The following is a 20,137-nucleotide window of genomic DNA, read 5'->3' as shown; positions in this document are numbered from 1 at the left end:
GACATGGCACACAAGAAGGGCGCCTCGTCCTCCCGCAACGGCCGCGACTCGAACGCCCAGCGCCTCGGCGTGAAGCGCTTCGGCGGCCAGGTCGTCAAGGCCGGCGAGATCATCGTGCGCCAGCGCGGCACCCACTTCCACCCGGGTCTCGGCGTCGGCCGTGGCGGCGACGACACGCTGTTCGCCCTGACCCCGGGCGCGGTCACCTTCGGCACCAGCCGTGGCCGCAAGACCGTCTCGATCACGACGGTCGACGCCTGAGCCGCAGGCTCGGGACCAGATCTCCGTACCGCCACGAGCGCACGGGCCGTCCGGCCCGTGCGCTCGTCGGCGTTGAGCAGGCAGTGAGCAGGTAGAGCAGAGATGGCCGCGTTCGTCGACCGCGTCGTCGTGCACGTCGCCGCGGGCAACGGCGGTCACGGCGTCGCGTCCGTGCACCGCGAGAAGTACAAGCCCCTCGGCGGCCCCGACGGCGGCAACGGGGGCAACGGGGGCGACGTCGTCCTCGAGGTGGACCCCAACGTCCACACCCTCCTGGACTTCCACCACCGCCCGCACCAGAAGGCCGGCAACGGCCGCCCCGGCGCCGGCAGCCACCGGCACGGCGCCAACGGCGAGGAGCGCGTGCTGCGCGTCCCCGAGGGCACCGTGGTCAGCGTCGGCGGCGAGGTGGTCGCCGACCTGGTGGGCGCCGGCACCCGGGTCGTGCTGGCGCAGGGCGGCAAGGGCGGCCTCGGTAACGCGGCGCTGGCCAACCCCCGCCGCAAGGCGCCGGGCTTCGCCTTGCTCGGCGAGCCGGGCGAGGCCTTCGACGCCGTGCTGGAGCTCAAGAGCGTCGCCGACGTCGGGCTGGTCGGGTTCCCCTCGGCCGGCAAGTCCTCGCTGATCGCCGCCATGTCCGCGGCGCGGCCGAAGATCGCCGACTACCCGTTCACCACGCTGGTGCCCAACCTCGGCGTCGTGCGGGCGGGCGACACCGTCTTCACGATGGCCGACGTCCCCGGGCTGATCCCCGGCGCGGCCACCGGCAAGGGCCTCGGCCTGCAGTTCCTCCGGCACGTCGAGCGCTGCGCGGTGCTGGTGCACGTGGTCGACATGGCCACCCTCGAGCCCGGCCGCGACCCCGAGACCGACATCGACGCGCTCACCCGGGAGCTCGCGGAGTACGGCGGCGACGAGCTGGACCTCGTCGGCCGGCTGCGGGTCGCCGTCCTCAACAAGATCGACGTCCCCGACGGGCGGGAGCTGGTCGACCTGGTGCGCCCGGCGCTGGAGGCGCGCGGGCTGCGGGTCTTCCCGGTCAGCGCCGCGACGGGTGAGGGCCTCGACGCGCTCGGCTACGCCCTGGCCGCCGCCGTCGAGGAGTACCGGGCCGCGCTGCCGGCGCCGGAGCCCGCGCGGGTGACGATCGTGCCGCGCGCCGTCGACGACTCCGGCTTCACCGTCACGGCCGAGGACGAGGACACCTTCGTCGTCCGCGGCGCCAAGCCCGAGCGCTGGGTGCGCCAGACCGACTTCAGCAACGACGAGGCCGTGGGCTACCTCGCGGACCGGCTCAACCGGCTCGGCGTGGAGGAGGAGCTCACCCGCCTCGGTGCGCAGGAGGGCGACACCGTCGTCATCGGCGACGTCGCCTTCGACTTCCAGCCGAGCCTGCCCGCCGGCACGCCGCTGGCGGAGGAGACCGCGGGCCTCGGCGGCCGCGGCACCGACAGCCGCATCGACGCCCCGCACCGCGTGCGCGCCGCCGAGCGGCTGGCGGCCAAGAAGGCCCGCCGGGTGCCCTACGAGGTCACCGACACCTGGACCGACGAGGAGCTGCCTGCCGACGACCCGACCGGCGAGGACGACGCGTGACCGCCCGCCCGGGGATCGCCGGGGCGGGCCGGGTCGTCGTCAAGGTCGGCTCCTCCTCGCTCACCACGCTGCCCGGCGGGCTCGACCCGGCCCGGCTGACCGCGCTGGTCGACGTCCTCGCCGCCGTGCGGGCGCAGGGCCGCGAGGTCGTGCTCGTGTCCTCCGGCGCGATCGCCGCGGGACTCGCGCCGCTCGGCGTGGAGGGCCGCCCGCGCGACCTCGCGACCGCCCAGGCGGCGGCCAGCGTCGGGCAGCTGCGGCTGGTGCAGACCTACGCCGACGCCTTCGACCGGCACGGCATCACCGTCGGCCAGGTGCTGCTGACCGCCGACGACCTCACCCGGCGCGGCCACTACCGCAACGCCCGCCAGACGCTGGAGCGGCTGCTCACCCTCGGAGCGCTGCCGATCGTCAACGAGAACGACACGGTCGCCACCGAGGAGATCCGCTTCGGCGACAACGACCGCCTCGCCGCGCTCGTCGCGCACGTGGCCGCCGCGGACGCGCTGGTGCTGCTCTCCGACGTCGACGGCGTCTACGACGGCGACCCGCGCACCGGCCCGGCGCAGCTGGTCGACCGGGTGACCGGGCCGGCCGACCTCGCCGCGGTCACCCTCGGCACCGCCCGCCGCAACGGCGTGGGCACCGGCGGCATGGCGACCAAGGTGGAGGCCGCGTTCATCGCGTCCGGCGCCGGCGTGCCCGTCGTCGTCACCTCCACGCCGCAGGCCGCCGCCGCGCTGGCGGGGGAGCGGGTGGGCACGCTGTTCGAGCCCTCGGGCCGCCGCCCGTCGGGCCGCCAGTTCTGGCTGCGCTACGCCAGCCGCCCCCGCGGGCGCCTGGTGCTCGACGACGGCGCGGTGCGCGCGGTGCGCGAGCGGTCGGCGTCGCTGCTGGCCGCCGGGATCACCGGGGTGGACGGCGACTTCCTCGCCGACGACCCGGTGGAGCTGGTCGGCCCCGACGGCGCCGTCGTCGCCCGCGGGCTGGTCGCCTACGACGCCCGCGAGCTGCCCGGCCTGCTCGGCCGGCGCACGCCCGACCTCGACCCGGAGTACCGCCGCGAGGTGGTGCACCGCGACGAGATGGTGCTGGTCGGGCGCCCGCGGGCGGCTGGGAGACTGCCCGGGTGACGATCCGCCCCATCCGCGAGCTCGGTGACCCCGTGCTCCGCACCCCCGCCGACGAGGTGCGGGCCTTCGACCGGGAACTGGCCGCCCTGGTCCGCGACCTCGAGCAGACCGTCGACCACCCCGGCCGCGCCGGGCTGGCCGCGCCGCAGATCGGTGTGAGCGCGCGGGTGTTCAGCTACAACGTCGACGGCGAGATCGGCCACCTGGTCAACCCGCGGGTCGTCGAGCTGTCGGAGGAGACCCAGGACGGCGACGAGGGCTGCCTGTCGATCCCGGGCATCTGGGCGCCCACGGTGCGGGCGATGCACGCCGTCGTCGAGGGGTTCGACGTGCACGGCGAGCCGCTGCGGCTGTCCGGCTCGGGCCTCATGGCGCGCTGCCTGCAGCACGAGGTCGACCACCTCGACGGGAAGGTGTTCCTCGACCGGCTCACCGGGGACGCCCGCAAGGCGGCCCTGCGGGCGCTGCGCGACCGTTGATGAAGGACCTCGTCCTCCTCACCCCTCGCAGGCTCGGGGCGAGCCTCTGGACGAGGCCGTACGGTCAGGTCTCGTGACCGACCTCGCGACCCGCGCCCGCACCCTCCTCGACCTGCACACCGCCCCGGAGATCCTGGTCCTCACCAACGTGTGGGACGTCGTCTCCGCGCAGGTGGTCGCCGCCACCGAGGGGGTGCGCGCCCTCGCCACCGCCAGCCACGGGATCGCCGCGACCTTCGGCTACGAGGACGGCGAGAACATCCCGCTCGACCTGCACCTGGACATGGTCGGCCGGATCACCGCCGCCGTGGACCTGCCGGTGAGCATGGACATGGAGGCCGGCTACGGCGACGCCGGCGAGACCGCGCGCCGGGCGATGGAGAAGGGCGTCGTCGGGGGCAACCTCGAGGACCAGATGAGGCCGATCGACGACGCCGTCGCCGCCGTGGAGGCGGTGGTCCGCGCCGGGCGCGACGCCGGCATCGACTTCGTGCTCAACGCCCGCACCGACGTGTTCCTGGAGGCCGCCGAGGGCGCCGACCGCGGCGAGCTGGTGGCCGAGGCGATCCGCCGCGGGAGGGCGTTCCTCGAGGCCGGCGCGCCGGTGGTCTTCGTGCCGCGGCTGGTCGACCGCGACGAGATCGCGCAGGTGGTCGAGGGGCTCGGCCGGAACAAGCTGACGCTGATCAGCCCGCCCGGTGCCGCGCTGCCGGCCCGCGAGATGCAGGAGCTCGGCGTCGCCCGCGTCTCCACCGGCCCGTTCACCCAGCGCGTGGCGCTCACCGCGCTGCAGGACGCCGTCGACGACATGGTCGGCGGCGGGGTGCTGCCGCCCGGCACCCGCGCGCTCAACTGAGGCCGGGCGGTCAGTCCGCGTAGGTGTCGGCCGGCGGGTCGACCGGGGTCACCGACTCCGGGGCGATGACCGGCTCGGGCCAGCCGCGGGTGGGGTGGGGGACCGGCGGCGCCCAGGTGCCGACGACGTCGACCCACTGGTCGGCCGCGAGGTCACCCCGCGGGCCGTCGACCACGACGGTGTGGGCGACGGCGTCGGCGGCGCAGCACTGGATGGCGATGCGGGTGACGTACCAGCCGCCGCCCTCCCGCGGGGTGACGAAGCCGGTGAGCCGCACGCGCCGGCCCTCGAACGCCGACGTGTCCTCCGCGACGGCGCGGATGGCGTAGGCCGACAGCGGCAGGGTCCGGAAGTCCTCGCCGGGGTCGTCGGGTCCGATACCCACCGCGACCGGCTGCTCGGCCACCACCTGCTGCGGCTGCCGGGCGGCGGTGAAGGACCCGAGCGCGGGCGGCGCCACGAGCAGCAGCACGGCGACCGGGGCCAGCATCAGCCAGGCCACCCGGGGGCCGTGCGCGTGGCCGTGCCCGTGGTCGTGCCCGTGGTCGTGGTCGTGGTCGTGAGCCTGGTCGTGCCCGTGGTCGTCCGTCCCCAGGGCGCGGCCGGGCCGCTCCCGGACCGCCCCGATCACGCCGAGCACGAGCAGGACGGCCGCGGCGGCGAGCAGGAACGGCCGGAAGCCGGCCTGCACGTAGGCGAGGTACGCGTCGGTGAGCGACACCCGCAGCGTCACGCCGCCGAGCAGCAGCAGCACCAGCGAGGCGGTCAGGCGGTCCACGGCCGGCTCCTCACCACACGACCCAGGCGACGGCCAGCGCCGCGAGCACGGCGACCGCGAACGTCGCCGGCGCGAAGCGCAGCGCGAACCGCCGGCCGAAGGTCCCCGACTGCAGGGCGACCAGCTTGACGTCGACGACCGGGCCGACGACGAGGAACACCAGCCGCGAGGTCAGGCTGAACGACGTCAGGCTCGCCGCCACGAACGCGTCGGCCTCCGAGCAGACGGCCAGCAGCACCGCGAGGACCGCGAGCACGAGCACCGACAGCACCGCCGAGCCGGCCACCGAGTGCAGCCACTCGCGGGGGACGGCGACGTTGAGGGTGGCCGCGGTGAGGCCGCCGACGACGAGGTAGCCGCCGGCGTGCACCAGGTCGTGCTGCGCCGCCTCCCGGAACACCGCGGACCGGGGCGTGCCCGCGGGGGCGCCGGCGCGGGCGGGCAGCCGCAGCCACTCGCCGCGGCCGAACCGCGCCCACAGCCAGCCCATGACCAGGGCGACCGCCAGCGAGGCGGCGAAGCGGGCCGGGGCCATCCACGGCTCGTCGGGGAAGGCGACCGCCGTCGCCACGAGGACGACGGGGTTGATCGCCGGCGCCGACAGCAGGAACGCCAGCGCGGCGGCCGGGGCGACCCCGCGCCGGACGAGGCTGCCGGCCACCGGAACCGCCGCGCACTCGCAGCCGGGCAGCACCGCGCCGCTGAGCCCCGCCACCGGCACCGCCAGCCCGGCGCGCCGCGGCATGGCCCGCTCGAAGAAGTCGGCCGGCACGAACGCGGTGATCGCCGCCGACAGCAGCACGCCGAGCACCAGGAAGGGCAGCGCCTGCAGGCAGACGGCGACGAACACCGTGGACCACGCCTGCAGCGCCGGCGCGGTGAACGCCCCGGGCGCGAGGAACCGCACCGCCACGATGGCCAGGCAGGCGGCGACCAGGACGTCGGTGGGCAGCAGCCGGCGCCGCGGCGGCGCGGCGGGCGCCTCCGCGGTGGTGGTCGGGCCGGTCACGAACGGCGATCCTGCCCGGTCAGCCCGCGGAGGGGCCGGTGCCGCGCGGCACGCCGCGGGTGCGCACCAGCCGCGCGGAGTTGAGCGCCACGGCCACCGACGAGGCGTTGTGCAGCACCGCGGCCAGGACGGGGGACAGCGCGCCGCCGGCCCCGACGAGCAGGCCCACGCCGTTGACGGCGATGGAGACGCCGTAGTTCTGGCGCACCACGCGCAGCGTGCGGTCGCCGAGGTCGCGCAGGTCCAGCAGGCGCCGCAGGTCGTCGCCGACCAGGGCGACGTCGGCGGTCTCCACGGCGACGTCGGTGCCCGCGACGCCCATGGCGACGCCGATGTCGGCGGCGGCCAGCGCCGGGGCGTCGTTGGTGCCGTCGCCGACCATCGCCACCGTGTGCCCCTCGGCCTGCAGCGCCGTCACCACGTCCTGCTTGTGCTCGGGCAGCACCTCGGCGCGCCACTCGTCGATGCCGAGCTCGCCGGCCACGGCGGCTGCGGTGACGGCGTGGTCGCCGGTGAGCATCACGATCCGGCGGACCCCGGAGGCGCGCAGCGCGGACAGCACCTCGGGCGACTCCGCGCGGATCTCGTCGCGCAGGCTGACCAGCCCGACCAGCTCGCCGTCGACGGCCAGCAGCAGCGGGGTCTCGGTGGCCGCCCGCAGGTCGGCCAGCCAGGTCAGCGCCTCGGGGCCGACCGCGACGCCCTCGGCGGCCATGAGCGCCTCGCTGCCGAGGAGCAGAACGCGGCCGTCGGCCTGGGTGCGCATGCCGAGGCCGAGCAGCACCTCGCACTCCTCGTGCGGCGGGATGAACACGTGCCGCTCCTCGGTGGAGCGGATCACCGCCTGGGCCAGCGGGTGCCGGGAGTGGATCTCGGAGCTCGCCGCGTACCCGAGCACCTGCTCGGGCTCCCAGGCGGGGGAGAAGGAGACGACGTTGGTGACGACGGGGCGCCCGACCGTCAGCGTCCCGGTCTTGTCGAAGACGACGGCGTCGACCCGGCCGGCCGCCTCGAGGTGGGCGCCGCCCTTGACGAGCACGCCGCGGGAGGCCCCGTTGCCGATGGCGGCGCTGACAGCCGTGGGGGTGGACAGCCCGACCGCGCACGGGCAGGCGATGAGCAGCATGGTCATCGCCCGGCGCACGTCGCCGGTGACCAGCCAGGTGAGGCCGGCCAGCGCGAAGGAGGCGGGCACGAACCGGCGGGAGAAGTTCTCGGCGACGGTCTGGATCGGCGCCTGGTCGTCCTGCGCCTCCTCGACGCGGGCGATGATCCGCCCGATCGCGGTGTCGGAGCCGGTGGCCGACGCGCGCACCACGATCCGCCCGCGGAGGGTGACCGAGCCGGCGTGCACCCGGGCGCCCGGCGCGACGGCGACCGGCAGCGGCTCGCCGGTGAGGGCGGCCTGGTCGACGACGCCCTCGCCCTCGACGACCTCGCCGTCGACGGGCACGGTGACCTGCTCGTGCAGGACGACGAGGTCGCCCACGCGCAGCCGCCGCAGGTCCACCTGCAGCTCGCTGCCGTCGTCCTGGCGGACCCACGCGGTGGTCTCGCTGCCGGCGAGCAGGTCGGAGATCGCCCGGCGGGTGCGGCGCAGGGTGAGCGTCTGCAGCCACTCGCCGATGTTGAGCAGCCACAGCACCGTCAGCGCGACGACGTTCTCCCGCAGCAGCAGGCTGGCGAAGGTCGCCGCGGTGACCAGTGCGTCCGTGCCGGCGGTCCGCCGCCCGGTCAGGGTCCCCACCGCCCCCTTCGCGAAGGGGTAGCCGGTGAAGACGGTGAGGGCGGTGACGGCCAGCCGGCTGCGACCGGACAGCACCGGCGGGCGGCGCAGGCCGTAGCGGCGGACGCCGAGCAGGACCAGCGCGGCCCCGCCGACGACGATGCGTACCAGTTCGGCGTTGGCGACGTCGGCCGACCGGGGCTCGCGCGACACCTCTGCGTCGGCCGGCCGCTGCCCGGCCGCGTCGACCGCGGCCAGGACCGCCGCCCGGTCGGCGTCGTCGGACAGCCACACGACGACGTGCCCGGTGACCGGGAAGGCGTGCACCGCCAGCACACCGGCGACGTCGTCGAGGACCTCCTCGGCGAGCACCGCCCGGGCGGGGGACCCGGTGAGCGCCGGCGCGGACAGCCGCAGCCGGCCCGCCGCGTCGGCGACGACCGTGGCCGGCATCAGTGGCTGTGGTCGTGGCCGTCCGCGGAGCGGTCGGCCGGCGGGGGCACCTGCTCGCCGAGCCCGGCGTAGGCCTCCGCCCGCACGTCGCCGGCCGACAGCCGCATCCGCTCGACCGCCGCGTTCGCCCGCCGCGAGCCGACGATGCCCCAGCGGGTCAGCGCGACGGCGGCCCTGCGCGGGAGGCTGCCCGGCTCACCGCGCTCGGCGGCCCGGACGACGAGCACGCCCACGACGCCGGTGCCGACGGTGCCGGCGGCCTTGCGGAGCAGGTGGGCGGTACCGCCGCCGGTGCCCCCGGTGCGCCTGTTCGTCGTGCTCCCGTGCTCGGACATCCGGCCTCCCGTGTATCGCTAACGACAATCGTTATCGCGGGAGCCTACGGGTCCCCGCCCTCGGCGACTCGGCTGCGTCCCGACGACGGGTACGGGAGGAGGGCCATCTCCCGCGCCGTCGCGACGGCCCGCGCGACGCGCCGCTGCTGCTGGGCGGACAGGCCGGTGACCCGGCGGGCGCGGATCTTCCCCCGGTCGGACAGGAACGTCCGCAGCAGCTCGACGTCGCGGTAGGAGACCGGCCCGTCGATCCGGCGGGGCCGGCGCGACCGGGTGCGGCGCTGCGGGCTCACCAGCTGGACTTCCGGATGCCCGGGAGCTCACCGGCGTGCGCCATCGCGCGGAACCGCACGCGGGACAGGCCGAAGTCGCGCAGGTGCCCGCGCGGGCGGCCGTCGACCACGTCGCGGTTGCGCAGCCGGGTCGGGCTGGCGTCCCGGGGGAGCCGCTGCAGGGCCATGCGGGCGGCGTCGCGCTCATCCTGGGTGGGAGCCGTCCGGGCCGCCTCCTTGAGCTCCGCGCGCCGCGCGGCGTACCGGGCGACCACCTCGCGCCGCCGCCGGTCGGCGACCCTCTTCGACGTCTTGGCCATGTCAGCGCTCCTCGCGGAAGTCGACGTGCCGCCGCACGACCGGGTCGTACTTCCGCAGGACCAGGCGGTCGGGGTCGTTGCGGCGGTTCTTGCGGGTCACGTACGTGTAGCCGGTGCCGGCGGTGCTCTTCAGGCGCACGACGGGGCGGACGTCGGTGGCGCGGGCCATCAGCCGCGCCTCCCCGAGCCGAGGCGCCGGCGTGCGTCCGGGTCGGTGGCGCGGATCCGTGCGACCACCGACTCGATGCCGCGGGCGTCGATCGTCCTGATGCCCTTGGCGGACACAGTCAGGCGGATCCAGCGGTTCTCGCTGGGGAGGAAGAAGCGCCTGGACTGCAGGTTCGGGTCGAACCGGCGCGGCGTGCGGCGGTGGGAGTGGCTCACGGCCTTCCCGAAGCCGGGGCGACGGCCGGTCACCTCGCAGTAGGTGGCCATGGGTTCCTCTCGTCAGGGGCGGACGCGCACACACTAACGAGAACGATTGTCGTTAGCGCTAGGGTGGTCACATGAGCGACCGCCGCACCCCCGTCGTCCTGGTGCCGTCCCTGTCCCGCCACCTCGGGGCCACCGCCGTGCGGACCCTGCTCGACCGGCCGGGAACGGTCGTGGTGCACCACGACGTCGGGCAGCTCGGTCAGGGGGTCGTGGTCCGCACCGTCCTCGGCCCGGGCCCCGGGCGCGGGACCACGACGGCGCTCGAGCTGGCCCACGGCTGCCTGTCGTGCACGCTGCGGCTGGACCTGCTGCCGCTGCTGCGGGACCTCGCCGGTCGCCCCGACGTCGACCGGGTGGTCCTCCACCTCGACCCGGCGCTCGAGCCCGAGCACCTGTGCTGGGCGATCGAGCAGGTGGTGCTGGAGGACGGGTCGGGAACGGCCGGGGACGCGGTCCGGGTCGAGACCGTCCTCGCGGTGGTTGACGCCGCCACCTGGCTCGACGACGCGACGGGCGGGGAAGAACTCGCCGACCGCGGGCTCGCCGCCACCGCGGAGGACGACCGCACCCTCGCCCAGGTCGCCGTCGACCAGGTCGCCTTCGCCGACGCGGTGCTGGTCGCGGGGGAGGCGGCCGGCCCGTGGGAGGAGCTGCGGCTGGCCGCCGTCCTCGACCGCCTCGTGCCCGGCGTCCCGCGGGCGGGGGCGGACACCTCGCCGGAGGTCCTGCTCGCGGCCGTCCCGGACGGCGCCCGGCGCGGCCGGACCGCCTCCGCGCACGACCCGCTGCTGCCCGGTCAGCCGCCGCTCCACGAGGACGCCGGCGTGCGGCTGGTGCGGATCGCGCCGCGCCGCCCCCTGCACCCGGGCCGCCTCCACGACGCCCTCGACGTCCTCCTCGACGGGGTCGTCTGCTCCCGCGGCCGTCTGTGGCTGGCCACCCGGCACGACCGGGCGGTCTGGTTGGAGTCGGCCGGCCAGGGGCTGCGCGTGGCCGACGCCGGGCCGTGGCTCGCCGCGCTCGACGACCCCGCCTGGGACGAGGTCGACGCCGAACGGCGGGTGGCTGCCGCGCTGCGCTGGCACCCGCTGTTCGGCGACCGGCACACCGAGGTCGTCGTGCTCACGCACCGTCGGCCGGGCGAGGAGATCGTCGCGGCGCTCGCCGCGGCGCAGCTGACCGACGACGAGCTGGCGCTCGGCCCCGACGGCTGGCGCGACCTCCCCGACCCCTTCGGCGGCTGGCACGAGGACCCCTGTGAGGCGTCCACCCCGGCCGACGACGACAGCACGCACGCCACCACCCGAGAGGAGCACTCCTGATGCGTCCCGGCATCCACCCCGAGTACCGCACCGTCGTCTTCCGCGACGCCTCGACCGGCACCACCTGGCGCACCCGGTCGACGATCACGTCGTCGGCCACCGTCGAGGTCGACGGCGAGGTGCTGCCGCTGGTCGTCGTCGACACCAGCGCGGCCTCGCACCCGTTCTGGACCGGCAACCAGCGGGTGCTGGACACCGCCGGCCGGGTCGAGCGGTTCCGCCGCCGCTACGGCGACCGCGGGCGCGGCTGACGTGGCCGCCCCGGTCCGGCAGCGCGTCGCCGACCCCGGCGGGCCGGTCCTGGCCCTGTGCCTGGGGCGCCGCTGCTCCGCGCTGCGCGAGCTCTCCGGCACGTCCGGCACCGTCGAGGCGCTGCGGGAGGCCGTCGCCGGCACCCGCGGCGCCGTGCTGGTGACCGCCGGGTGTCTGGGCCCGTGCGCGTTGGCCGCGGTGGGCGCGGTCGCCCACCGCGACGGCGAGAGCGGGTGCTCCGGGCGGACCGTCTGGCTCGCCGGCGTCCACGAGGGCGAGCGGGCCGACGCGCTGGCCGGCTGGATCGGTGCGGGAGGGCCGGCGCCGGACGAGGACCCCGACGCCGGCCTCCCGGTCCCGCTCGTGCCCGCCGTCGCGGGACTCGGCCCGCCGATGCGCCTGGGCGGCTGAGGCGGGCGGCCGGGCTCAGACGGTGACGCCGGCCCGGGGGAGCACCAGGCCGCGGACCTCGAACTCGGTCACCGTCGTGGGCGGGAGCTCCCGGCCGCCCAGGACCTCCGCGGACACCGGCCCGACCACCTCCCGGATCCCGCGCTCGTAGGCCTCGCGCGACTCCCACACGTCGATCACCTGGAAGCCGTCCGCGGTCGCGCGGGCCAGGTGCAGCAGCAGCCCCGTCGTCGCCGGGTCCATCCGCGCGAGCATCGCCGCGTGGACCGCGTCGTAGGTCTCGACCGGCGCGGACACGTCCGTGATCACACCCAGGGTCATGTCGCCCTCCTCGGCTCCTCCCGGCGGCCCTGCGCCGCCGGCAGTCCCTGCAGGCCCTCCCCGGAGAGCCGGTGCACCGTCGCGGTGCGCCCCGTGACGAGCAGCAGCAGGTCCCCGGTCGTGCCCTCGACGGGTGCGCCCTCGCCGAGCACGAGGTCGCTGTCGGTGGCCCGCAGCTGCAGGCCGGCCAGCCGCCTCCGCACGCCGAACGGGAAGCTCATCGCCCAGGCGCGCCGCGCCGACACGGCCGCGGCGGCCGGCGGGACCGGCCGCGTGCGCTCGAGCGGCAGCGCGATGTCCTGGCCGTGCACGAGGACGTCGGTGAGCGGCTCGACGGGGGAGACGAACGGCGCCCGCCGGCGGGAGCCGACCATCGCCCGGATCCGGCGGCCGTACTCCCGGTCGGGCAGCGGCCCGAGGCGCAGCGCGGTGTCCCGGATCATCCGGTCGAAGCTGCCCCCGGCGCGGATCGCGGCGACCGTCGCCGGCCACGGGCCCATCTGCGCCAGCGTGAGGTGCGCGGCGACGTCGCGGACCCGCCAGGCGCCGCACAGCGACGGCGTCTCCCACTCGGCGGGCGAGAGGTCGTCGAGCAGGTCGGCGAGGCTCGCCCGCTCGGAGTCGATCGTGCGCCAGACGTCGTCGGTGTCCATGGCGGTCTCCGCGAGATCGGTACGATGTCCTGACCATCTAGTCAGAACATCTGACCATCGTCAAGGGGTCCCGTGACCGAGCCCGACCACCAGAACCTGGGCCTGCTCTGCTTCTACCCGCACCGGGCCATGGAGGCCCGGCTGCTCGCGGCGATGGCCGAGGAGGGGTTCGACGACATCACCGCCGCCCAGGGGCGCATCGCCGCGCGGATCGGCCCGCAGGGGACGCGGCTGACCGACCTCGCCGAGCAGGCGCTGGTGACCAAGCAGACGGCGGGCCACCTCGTCGACCAGCTCGAGCGCGCCGGCTACGTGCGGCGCGTGCCCGACCCCACCGACGCGCGCGCCCGGCTGGTCCAGATCGCCGAGCGCGGCTGGGCCGTCATCAACCTGGCCCGCGAGGTGGAGGCGCGGGTGGAGGCCGAGTGGACCGCCCACCTGGGGGAGGAGACGACGGCGCAGCTGCGCGCGGCCCTCACCCGGCTGCGCGAGGTGACCGACCCCTACCGCTGAGCGGCGTGGCAGGCGGCGCAGGTGCCGAAGACCTCGACCTGGTGGGAGACGTCGGTGAACCCGTGCTCGGCGGCCACGCGGGCGGCCCAGCGCTCCACGGGCGCGTCGGCGACCTCGACCGTCGTCCCGCACGAGCGGCAGACCAGGTGGTGGTGGTGCACCGGCGAGCAGCGCCGGTAGGACGCCTCGCCGTCGTCGCCCCGCAGCACGTCGAGCAGGCCGTCGTCGACCAGGGCCTGCAGCGCGCGGTAGACGGTGGCCAGGCCTACGGCGTCGCCGCGGTCGCGGAGCAGGGCGTGCAGGTCCTGCGCGCTGCGGAAGCCGTCCTGCTGCTCGAGCAGCGCGAGCACCGCCGTCCGCTGGCGCGTCTGCCGGCGGGCGGGCGCCTCGGTCGTCTCCGGGCTGCTCACGCGCGCTCCGTCCTCCCCGCCGGGGGCGTCCCGACCGGGTCGCCCGTGTGCTCGTCGTCGTGCTCGTCCGTGTGCTCGTCGTAGTGCACGCCGCTGTCCGTCCGGTGCGGCGCGTGCAGGTGGCCGTCGTGGTCGTAGTCCACGTGGTCGCCGTGCGGCACCGCCCGGTGCCCGCAGCCGGTGCCGTGCTCGTGCGGGTGGGCGGCGTGGACGACGACCCTACGCCCGTGCCGCCGCCGCGCCGTCGCGTCGCGGAGGGCGACGGCGGCCGTGACGGCCAGGAACAGCGCGATCGCCAGCAGCACGATGGTGCCGCCCGAGGGGGTGCCCGTGTAGTACGAGCCGGCGGTGCCGGAGACGCTGACGACGACGCCGATCGCGCACGCCAGGTACAGCGTGGTGCGGAAGCTGCGACCCACCAGCTGGGCCACGGCGCTCGGCAGGATCATCAGCGCGCTGATGAGCAGCAGGCCCACGACCCGCATCGACAGCACGACCGTCGAGGCCACGAGCGCCGCGAGCACCGTGTTGAGCGGCAGCACCGGCAGCCCGACGGCGCGGGCGTACTCCTCGTCGTCGCTCACCGCGTACAGCCGCTGCCCGAGCAGCCAGACCACGCCCAGCACGACGACGGTGATCACGCCGAACACCGCGACGTCGGCGGCCGTGGTCGTGGTGATGGCGCCGAACAGGTAGGCGTCGAGGTTGGTGGCCTGCCCGCGCGGCGCCAGGGACAGCAGGACGACGCCGCCGGCGATGCCGCCGTAGAAGAGGACGGCGAGGGCGACGTCGCCGCTGGTGCGCCCGCGCGCGCGGACCAGCTCGATGAGCACCGCGCCGAGGACGGCGGCCACCAGGGCGGTGCCCACCGGGGCGCTGGAGGTGAGCACGCCGACGCCGACGCCGGTGAGCGCGACGTGGCCGAGGCCGTCGCCGAGCAGCGACAGCCGCCGCTGGACGAGGAAGACGCCGACGGCGGGCGCGACCAGGCCGACCATCAGCGAGGCCAGCAGCGCCCGCTGCATGAAGCCGTACTCGAGCAGTTCCACGTCAGCGGCTCCCGTCGCGCACCCGGACGGCGTCGGGCGCCGGGCGCGGCTGGTCGAGCGAGTAGCCGCGGGCCGGCCGCCCGGCGGCCTCCGCGGGGTGGTGGCAGTCGGGCCCGGCCGGGGCGCCCGCGCCGGCCAGCGGCCCGTCGTAGGTCAGCAGCCCCGAGTCGACGACGACCGCGCGGGTGAGCACCCCCGCCAGCGGGCCGGTCTCGTGGGTCACGACCACCAGTGTCGTGCCGCCCGCGGACACCCGGGCGAGCACGCCGGCCAGCGCCGCCTGGCTGGCCGCGTCCACGCCGGCGGTCGGCTCGTCCATGATCAGCAGCTCGGGCTCCGCGGCCAGCGCCCGGGCCACGAGCACCCGCCGCTGCTGCCCGCCGGACAGCGAGGCCACCGGGTCCTCGAGCCGGTCGGCCAGGCCCACGGCGGCCACGGCCTCGGCGACGGCGGCGCGGTCGCGCGGACCGGGCCGGCGGAACAGCCCCAGACGAGGCAGCCGGCCGACGGTGACGACCTCGCGGACGGTCGCCGGCATCGCGCCGCTGACCGTGTGGCGCTGCGGCACGTACCCGACCCGGCCGCGCTCGCGCAGCCGGCCGACCGGGGCGCCGAGCACCTCCACGGTGCCGCCGAGCACCGTGGCCAGGCCGAGCACCCCGCGGGAGAGCGTGGTCTTGCCCGACCCGTTGGAGCCGAGCACCGCGACGGCCTCGCCGCGCCGCACGGTCAGGTCGGCGTCACGGACGATCGCGACGTCGCCGTACCCGATGGTGGCGCCGGCGAGGCGTAGCGCGGGGTCGCTCATGCGCAGCCCTGTCCCTCCTGCAGCGTGGCCAGGTCGGCGCGCATGACCTCGAGGTAGTCCGAACCGGCCGACTCGTCGGTGAGGCCCTCGAGCGGGTCGAGCACGGCGGTCTCCACGCCGGCCTCCTGCGCGACGGTCTCGGCGACGGCGGGGTCGACGAGGGTCTCGGTGTAGACGGTGGTCACGCCGGTCTCGCGCACCAGGGTGGAGATCTCGGCGAGCTGCCCGGGGCTGGGCTCCGTCGAGGGGCTCAGGCCGCTGATGCCGACCACCTCCAGACCGTACCGGTCGGCGAGGTAGCCGAAGGCGTCGTGGGAGGTGACCAGGGTGCTCACCGCGCAGTCGGCCAGCCCCTCCTGCATCTCGGCGTCGAGGGCCTCGAGGTCGGTGCGCAGCGCGGCGGCGTTCTCCTCGTAGGTGGCGGCGCCGTCGGGGTCGGTCTCGGCCAGCCGCTCGGCCAGCGCGTCGCCGACGTCGGCCAGCCGGGTCGGGTCGAGCCAGAAGTGGGGGTCGGTGACCTCCTCGCCCTCGGCGTGCTCCTCCTCGCCGCCCTCCTCGGCGTGCTCGGCGTGCTCCTCCTCGCTCTCGCCCTCGTGCGAGTGCTCCTCGGTCGTCAGCGAGAGGTCGGCTGCCTGGCCGGCGTCCCAGGTGTTGTCGCCGGCCTCGGCCGCGGCGTCGTCGAGCGCCGGCTGGAAGCCCTGGAGGTAGACGACGAGGTCGGCCTCGGTGAGGGAGGCGACGTCGCGCGGGGTCAGCTCGAGGTCGTGCGGCTCGGCACCCGGCGGGGTGAGCGAGGTGACGTCGACGCGGTCGCCGCCGACCCGCTCGGCCGCCCACTGCAGCGGGTAGAAGGCCGCCACGACGCCGACGCCGTCGGACGCCGCGGCCGCGTCGTCGCCGGACCCGCAGGCGGTCAGCAGGAGGGCGGTGGCCGAGGCGGCGGTCGCGGCGAGCACGCGCGTCGAGATCGTGGGCATGAGAACCATTCTCACACATCGGCGACACGCCCGGCCGGGAGGGGCGCCGGGTAGCGTGAGGGGGTGTCCGACGCCGTCGAGCTGCCGCTGATCGGGGCCGCCGTCACGCGCGCCCGCGCCGCCTCCCGGGTGCTGCGCACCCTGCCGACCGACGTCAAGGACGCCGCGCTGTCCGCGATGGCCGACGCGCTGGTCGAGCGCACCGACGAGGTGCTCGCCGCCAACGCGAGCGACGTCGAGGCCGCGGCCGCCGACGGCACGCCGGCGTCGGTGCTCGACCGGCTGCGCCTCGACGCCGGCCGGGTCGCCGGGGTGGCCGCGGCGCTGCGCGAGCTGGTCGCGCTGCCCGACCCGGTGGGCGACGTCGTCCGCGGGTCCCGGCTGCCCAACGGGCTCGAGCTGCGCCAGGTCCGGGTGCCCTTCGGCGTGATCGGGATCGTCTACGAGGCGCGGCCCAACGTGACCGTCGACGCCGCGGGCCTGTGCCTGAAGAGCGGCAACGCGGCGCTGCTGCGCGGCTCGGCGTCGGCGTTCGGCACGAACACCGCGCTGGTCGCCGTCCTGTCCGAGGCGGGGCAGAAGGCCGGGCTGCCGGAGGGCGCCGTCGAGCTGCTGCCGGCCGACCGCGCCTCGGTGGGCGAGCTGCTCTCCGCGCGCGGGCTGGTCGACCTCGTCATCCCGCGCGGCGGGGCCTCGCTCATCCAGCGGGTGGTCCGCGAGGCGCAGGTGCCGGTCATCGAGACCGGCGTCGGCAACTGCCACGTCTACGTCGACGCCTCCGCCGACGCCGCCACGGCCGAGGCGGTCGTGCTCAACTCCAAGACGCACCGGGTCAGCGTGTGCAACTCCGCGGAGACGCTGCTCGTGCACCGCGACGCGCCGTTCCTGCCGCGGCTGCTCAGCGCCCTCGCCGACGCCGGCGTGACGCTGCACGGCGACGACGCCGCCCGCGCCGCGCACGACGCCGTCGTCCCGGCCACCGACGAGGACTGGGCCACCGAGTACCTGTCGATGGACATGGCCGTGCGGGTGGTCGACGACCTGCCGCAGGCCCTCGACCACATCGCGCGGTGGGGGAGCGGGCACAGCGAGGCGATCGTCGCCGACTCCGCGACCGCCATCGCCGCGTTCACCGCCGGGGTCGACGCGGCCGCCGTCCTGGTCAACGCCTCCACCCGGTTCACCGACGGCGGCGAGTTCGGGTTCGGCGCCGAGATCGGCATCTCCACCCAGAAGCTGCACGCGCGCGGGCCGCTGGGTCTGCCCGAGCTGACCAGCACCACCTACGTCGTCACCGGGAACGGCCACACGCGCTGATCCCGCACCCCTGAGGAGTCCGATGCCCCGCCCGCCGACGCAGTTGCCGCAGTTCTCCTCCGTCGCCGACGTCGAGAAGCGGCTGTCCACGGCGGGGTACCTGCCCGACGAGCGGATCGCGACGACGGTCTTCCTCGCCGACCGGCTGGGCAAGCCGCTGCTGGTCGAGGGACCGGCCGGCACCGGCAAGACCGAGCTCGCCAAGGCGCTGGCGGCGGCGACGAGCGCGGAGCTGATCCGGCTGCAGTGCTACGAGGGCCTCGACGAGGCGCGGGCGCTGTACGAGTGGAACTACAAGAAGCAGCTGCTGCGCATCCAGGCGGCGCAGGGGGACGGCGGCGCGGACTGGGACACCGTCCACGACGACATCTTCGGCGAGGAGTTCCTGCTGTCGCGGCCGCTGCTCACCGCGATCCGGCGCACCGAGCCCACCGTGCTGCTCATCGACGAGACCGACAAGGCCGACGTCGAGGTCGAGGGCCTGCTGCTGGAGGTGCTCAGCGACTTCCAGGTGACCATCCCCGAGCTCGGCACGGTCGCCGCCACCCGCCGGCCCACGGTGGTGCTCACCTCCAACGCCACGCGTGAGCTGTCCGAGGCGCTCAAGCGGCGCTGCCTGTACCTGTCGCTGGACTACCCGTCGGCCGAGCGGGAGCGGGAGATCGTGCTCTCCCGGGTGCCCGACCTCGCGCCGGCGCTGGCCGAGCAGCTCGTGCGCACCATCCGGGCGCTGCGGGCGATGGAGCTGAAGAAGTCGCCGTCGATCTCCGAGACCCTCGACTGGGCGCAGACGCTGCTGGAGCTGGGCCTGGACACCCTCGACGAGACGGCGGTGCGCGCGACGCTCGGCGTGGTGCTCAAGCACGCCAGCGACCAGGACCGGGCCGCCGCCGAGCTGCGGCTCAACTGATGAGCGCGCCGGCGGCTCCCGGCCCGGTCGCCGCGGGCGGTCTGGCCGGGCACCTCGACGGGTTCGTGCGCGCGGTGCGCGAGGCCGGCATCCCGGTCGGCATCAGCCAGGCCGTCGACGCCGCCGAGATCCTCACCGTCGTCGACCTGCTCGAGCGCGAGCAGCTGCGGCACGGCCTGGCGGCGGTGCTGCTGCAGCGGGCATCGCAGCGGCCGGCCTACGACGTGCTGTTCGACCTGTGGTGGCCGCTGTCCGACCGCCCCGCGTCCGGCCCCGACGCCGACGGGGACTCCGACGGCGGGGATGCGGACGAGGACGCCGACGACGGCTCGACGCTCGACCTGCCCGACGGGCACGGCGACGGCGACGAGCGCGACCTCGCCGAGCGGATGCGCGCCGAGCTCGCCCGCCTGCTCGCCGACGGCGACGACGAGGCGCTGCGCCGCTTCGCCCGCAAGGCCGTGGAGCAGCTCGGCCGGGCGCCGGCGTCGCCGTCGGGGCAGTCGTTCTTCGGGTACCGGGTGATGCGGGCGCTCTCGCCCGACACCCTGGTCGCCCAGCTGCTCGCCGGGCTCCTCGGGGACGGCGGCCGTGGCGGCCTGGCCGAGCAGGTGGCGCGGCAGACGGTGCGCGAGCGGCTGGCCGCGTTCCGGGCGGCCGTGGACGCCGAGGTGCGGCGGCGGGCGGCGGCCGAGCGCGGCCGGGACCGCGTGGCGAAGAGCGCGGTGCGGCCGCTGGCCGAGCAGGTCGACTTCCTGCGCGCGCAGCAGGCCGACCTCGCCGAGCTGCGGCGGGCGGTGGCCCCGCTGGCCCGCCGGCTGGCGGTGCGGCTGTCGGCGCGGCGGCGGATGGGCCGCGAGGGCCGGCTGGACTTCCGCAAGACCGTGCGCGCCTCGCTCGGCACCGGCGGCGTCCCGGTGGTCACCCACCACCGGCCGCGCAAGGTGCACAAGCCGGAGCTGGTCGTGCTGTGCGACGTCAGCGGCTCGGTCGCCGGGTTCAGCCACTTCACGCTGATGCTCACCCAGGCGCTGCGCGAGCACTTCTCCGGCGTGCGGGCGTTCGCGTTCGTCGACGCCACCGACGAGGTGACCCGCTTCTTCCGGCCCGGCGCCGACGTCGCCCAGGCGATCGCCCGGATCGGCCGGGAGGCCGACGTGGTGGCCTTCGACGGGCACAGCGACTACGGCAACGCCCTCGAGGTGTTCGCCGACCGCTGGCCCACCGCCGTCGGGCCGAAGACGTCGCTGCTCGTGCTCGGCGACGGGCGGACCAACTACCGCCAGCCGGGGCTGCCGGTGCTCGCCGACCTGGTGCGCCGTGCCCGCTCGGCGCACTGGCTCAACCCGGAGCCGCGGCGGCTGTGGGGGAGCGGCGACTCGGCGGCCGACCGCTACGGCGAGGTCATCGACATGGTCGAGTGCCGCAACGCCACCCAGCTCGCCGACTTCGTCACCACCCTCTGACCCGTGACTGCCGCGGTGCGCTCCGTGGCGGCACGCGTGCCCGACACGCCCGGGACGGTGGATCCGCGCCGCAGC

Annotated in this window: 26 protein-coding genes; 12 read left to right on the top strand and 14 right to left on the bottom strand. The window is 76.2% G+C overall.

Going from position 1 to position 20,137, the window contains the following annotated elements; all coding sequences use genetic code 11:
• Positions 1-3: 3 nt before the first annotated feature.
• The 5 genes from rpmA to ACI78R_RS03620 all read left to right on the top strand — a co-directional run bounded on the left by rpmA (position 4) and on the right by ACI78R_RS03620 (position 4,325).
• Complete coding sequence (gene rpmA, locus ACI78R_RS03640) at positions 4-261, top strand: 50S ribosomal protein L27 (RefSeq protein ID WP_073419148.1); 258 nt, start codon at positions 4-6, stop codon at positions 259-261.
• 102 nt (positions 262-363) lie between these two features.
• On the top strand, positions 364-1,857 hold the full coding sequence (gene obgE, locus ACI78R_RS03635) for a GTPase ObgE (protein WP_457039706.1): 1,494 nt from the start codon (positions 364-366) through the stop codon (positions 1,855-1,857).
• Entirely contained in the window at positions 1,854-2,990 is a 1,137-nt protein-coding gene (proB, locus tag ACI78R_RS03630) for a glutamate 5-kinase (RefSeq protein WP_336028703.1), read from the top strand. Before obgE ends, proB begins: the two co-directional genes overlap by 4 nt.
• Positions 2,987-3,469, top strand: coding sequence for a peptide deformylase (gene def / locus ACI78R_RS03625; RefSeq protein ID WP_073419151.1), 483 nt, complete (start codon positions 2,987-2,989; stop codon positions 3,467-3,469). Before proB ends, def begins: the two co-directional genes overlap by 4 nt.
• Positions 3,470-3,542: 73 nt before the next feature.
• Positions 3,543-4,325: an isocitrate lyase/PEP mutase family protein gene (locus ACI78R_RS03620; protein ID WP_457039705.1), complete on the top strand. Its 783-nt coding sequence runs from the start codon at positions 3,543-3,545 to the stop codon at positions 4,323-4,325.
• Positions 4,326-4,335: 10 nt separating this feature from the next.
• Here the strand turns inward: ACI78R_RS03620 and ACI78R_RS03615 are convergent, their stop codons facing one another.
• From ACI78R_RS03615 to rpmB, 8 genes are read right to left on the bottom strand one after another with little or no spacing between them, the layout of a single operon-like run.
• Positions 4,336-5,103, bottom strand: a complete 768-nt coding sequence (locus ACI78R_RS03615; protein WP_457039704.1) for a TIGR03943 family putative permease subunit — start codon at positions 5,101-5,103, stop codon at positions 4,336-4,338.
• 10 nt (positions 5,104-5,113) lie between these two features.
• Positions 5,114-6,112 carry a permease gene (locus ACI78R_RS03610; RefSeq protein WP_457039703.1) on the bottom strand — a complete coding sequence of 333 codons (999 nt, stop codon included), beginning with the start codon at positions 6,110-6,112 and terminating at the stop codon, positions 5,114-5,116.
• Positions 6,113-6,131: 19 nt separating this feature from the next.
• Positions 6,132-8,291, bottom strand: coding sequence for a heavy metal translocating P-type ATPase (locus ACI78R_RS03605; protein WP_457039702.1), 2,160 nt, complete (start codon positions 8,289-8,291; stop codon positions 6,132-6,134).
• Positions 8,291-8,626, bottom strand: a complete 336-nt coding sequence (locus ACI78R_RS03600; RefSeq protein WP_457039701.1) for a DUF1490 family protein — start codon at positions 8,624-8,626, stop codon at positions 8,291-8,293. Before ACI78R_RS03600 ends, ACI78R_RS03605 begins: the two co-directional genes overlap by 1 nt.
• A gap of 44 nt (positions 8,627-8,670) precedes the next feature.
• Positions 8,671-8,919, bottom strand: coding sequence for a 30S ribosomal protein S18 (gene rpsR, locus ACI78R_RS03595; protein WP_457039700.1), 249 nt, complete (start codon positions 8,917-8,919; stop codon positions 8,671-8,673).
• Positions 8,916-9,218, bottom strand: coding sequence for a 30S ribosomal protein S14 (gene rpsN / locus ACI78R_RS03590; RefSeq protein WP_457039699.1), 303 nt, complete (start codon positions 9,216-9,218; stop codon positions 8,916-8,918). Before rpsN ends, rpsR begins: the two co-directional genes overlap by 4 nt.
• A 1-nt stretch (position 9,219) precedes the next feature.
• Positions 9,220-9,387, bottom strand: coding sequence for a 50S ribosomal protein L33 (rpmG, locus tag ACI78R_RS03585; protein WP_457039698.1), 168 nt, complete (start codon positions 9,385-9,387; stop codon positions 9,220-9,222).
• Complete coding sequence (gene rpmB / locus ACI78R_RS03580) at positions 9,387-9,653, bottom strand: 50S ribosomal protein L28 (RefSeq protein ID WP_457039697.1); 267 nt, start codon at positions 9,651-9,653, stop codon at positions 9,387-9,389. Before rpmB ends, rpmG begins: the two co-directional genes overlap by 1 nt.
• Before the next feature lie 71 nt (positions 9,654-9,724).
• Here rpmB and mrf point away from each other — a divergent pair, with 71 nt between their 5' ends.
• From mrf to ACI78R_RS03565, 3 genes are read left to right on the top strand one after another with little or no spacing between them, the layout of a single operon-like run.
• A complete protein-coding gene (mrf, locus tag ACI78R_RS03575) occupies positions 9,725-10,975 on the top strand; it encodes a ribosome hibernation factor-recruiting GTPase MRF (protein ID WP_457039696.1) in 1,251 nt (416 codons plus the stop codon).
• A complete protein-coding gene (locus ACI78R_RS03570; protein ID WP_457039695.1) occupies positions 10,975-11,226 on the top strand; it encodes a type B 50S ribosomal protein L31 in 252 nt (83 codons plus the stop codon). Before mrf ends, ACI78R_RS03570 begins: the two co-directional genes overlap by 1 nt.
• A gap of 1 nt (position 11,227) precedes the next feature.
• The gene (locus ACI78R_RS03565) at positions 11,228-11,638 is read left to right on the top strand and encodes a hypothetical protein (RefSeq protein WP_457039694.1); all 411 of its coding nucleotides are present in this window, start codon (positions 11,228-11,230) and stop codon (positions 11,636-11,638) included.
• Positions 11,639-11,653: 15 nt separating this feature from the next.
• On the opposite strand, the gene ACI78R_RS03560 is transcribed toward ACI78R_RS03565, so the two are convergent.
• The gene (locus tag ACI78R_RS03560) at positions 11,654-11,959 is read right to left on the bottom strand and encodes a hypothetical protein (protein ID WP_073419157.1); all 306 of its coding nucleotides are present in this window, start codon (positions 11,957-11,959) and stop codon (positions 11,654-11,656) included.
• Positions 11,956-12,612: a maleylpyruvate isomerase family mycothiol-dependent enzyme gene (locus ACI78R_RS03555; protein WP_457039693.1), complete on the bottom strand. Its 657-nt coding sequence runs from the start codon at positions 12,610-12,612 to the stop codon at positions 11,956-11,958. Before ACI78R_RS03555 ends, ACI78R_RS03560 begins: the two co-directional genes overlap by 4 nt.
• A gap of 72 nt (positions 12,613-12,684) precedes the next feature.
• On the opposite strand from ACI78R_RS03555, the gene ACI78R_RS03550 reads away from it, so the two are divergent.
• The gene (locus ACI78R_RS03550; protein ID WP_457039692.1) at positions 12,685-13,125 is read left to right on the top strand and encodes a MarR family winged helix-turn-helix transcriptional regulator; all 441 of its coding nucleotides are present in this window, start codon (positions 12,685-12,687) and stop codon (positions 13,123-13,125) included.
• Here ACI78R_RS03550 and ACI78R_RS03545 read toward each other — a convergent pair.
• Genes ACI78R_RS03545 through ACI78R_RS03530 form a run of 4 tightly spaced genes read right to left on the bottom strand, consistent with a single transcriptional unit; the run spans position 13,116 to position 16,369 of the window.
• A complete protein-coding gene (locus ACI78R_RS03545) occupies positions 13,116-13,535 on the bottom strand; it encodes a Fur family transcriptional regulator (protein WP_073419159.1) in 420 nt (139 codons plus the stop codon). The genes ACI78R_RS03550 and ACI78R_RS03545 overlap by 10 nt on opposite strands.
• A complete protein-coding gene (locus tag ACI78R_RS03540) occupies positions 13,532-14,584 on the bottom strand; it encodes a metal ABC transporter permease (protein ID WP_457039691.1) in 1,053 nt (350 codons plus the stop codon). The genes ACI78R_RS03545 and ACI78R_RS03540 overlap by 4 nt, the downstream gene beginning before the upstream one ends.
• Position 14,585: 1 nt before the next feature.
• On the bottom strand, positions 14,586-15,392 hold the full coding sequence (locus tag ACI78R_RS03535) for a metal ABC transporter ATP-binding protein (RefSeq protein ID WP_454554518.1): 807 nt from the start codon (positions 15,390-15,392) through the stop codon (positions 14,586-14,588).
• Positions 15,389-16,369 (bottom strand): metal ABC transporter substrate-binding protein, encoded by a 981-nt coding sequence (locus ACI78R_RS03530; RefSeq protein ID WP_457039690.1) that lies wholly within the window; start codon positions 16,367-16,369, stop codon positions 15,389-15,391. The genes ACI78R_RS03535 and ACI78R_RS03530 overlap by 4 nt, the downstream gene beginning before the upstream one ends.
• A 63-nt stretch (positions 16,370-16,432) precedes the next feature.
• Between ACI78R_RS03530 and ACI78R_RS03525 the strand changes: the two genes are divergently transcribed.
• From ACI78R_RS03525 to ACI78R_RS03515, 3 genes are read left to right on the top strand one after another with little or no spacing between them, the layout of a single operon-like run.
• On the top strand, positions 16,433-17,686 hold the full coding sequence (locus ACI78R_RS03525; protein ID WP_457039689.1) for a glutamate-5-semialdehyde dehydrogenase: 1,254 nt from the start codon (positions 16,433-16,435) through the stop codon (positions 17,684-17,686).
• Positions 17,687-17,708: 22 nt separating this feature from the next.
• On the top strand, positions 17,709-18,596 hold the full coding sequence (locus ACI78R_RS03520; RefSeq protein ID WP_073419163.1) for an AAA family ATPase: 888 nt from the start codon (positions 17,709-17,711) through the stop codon (positions 18,594-18,596).
• Positions 18,596-20,062, top strand: a complete 1,467-nt coding sequence (locus ACI78R_RS03515; RefSeq protein WP_457039688.1) for a vWA domain-containing protein — start codon at positions 18,596-18,598, stop codon at positions 20,060-20,062. Before ACI78R_RS03520 ends, ACI78R_RS03515 begins: the two co-directional genes overlap by 1 nt.
• Positions 20,063-20,137 lie beyond the last annotated feature (75 nt).

The organism is Geodermatophilus sp. SYSU D01106, from assembly GCF_054049995.1.
This window is presented reverse-complemented; position numbering and strand designations above follow the sequence as displayed.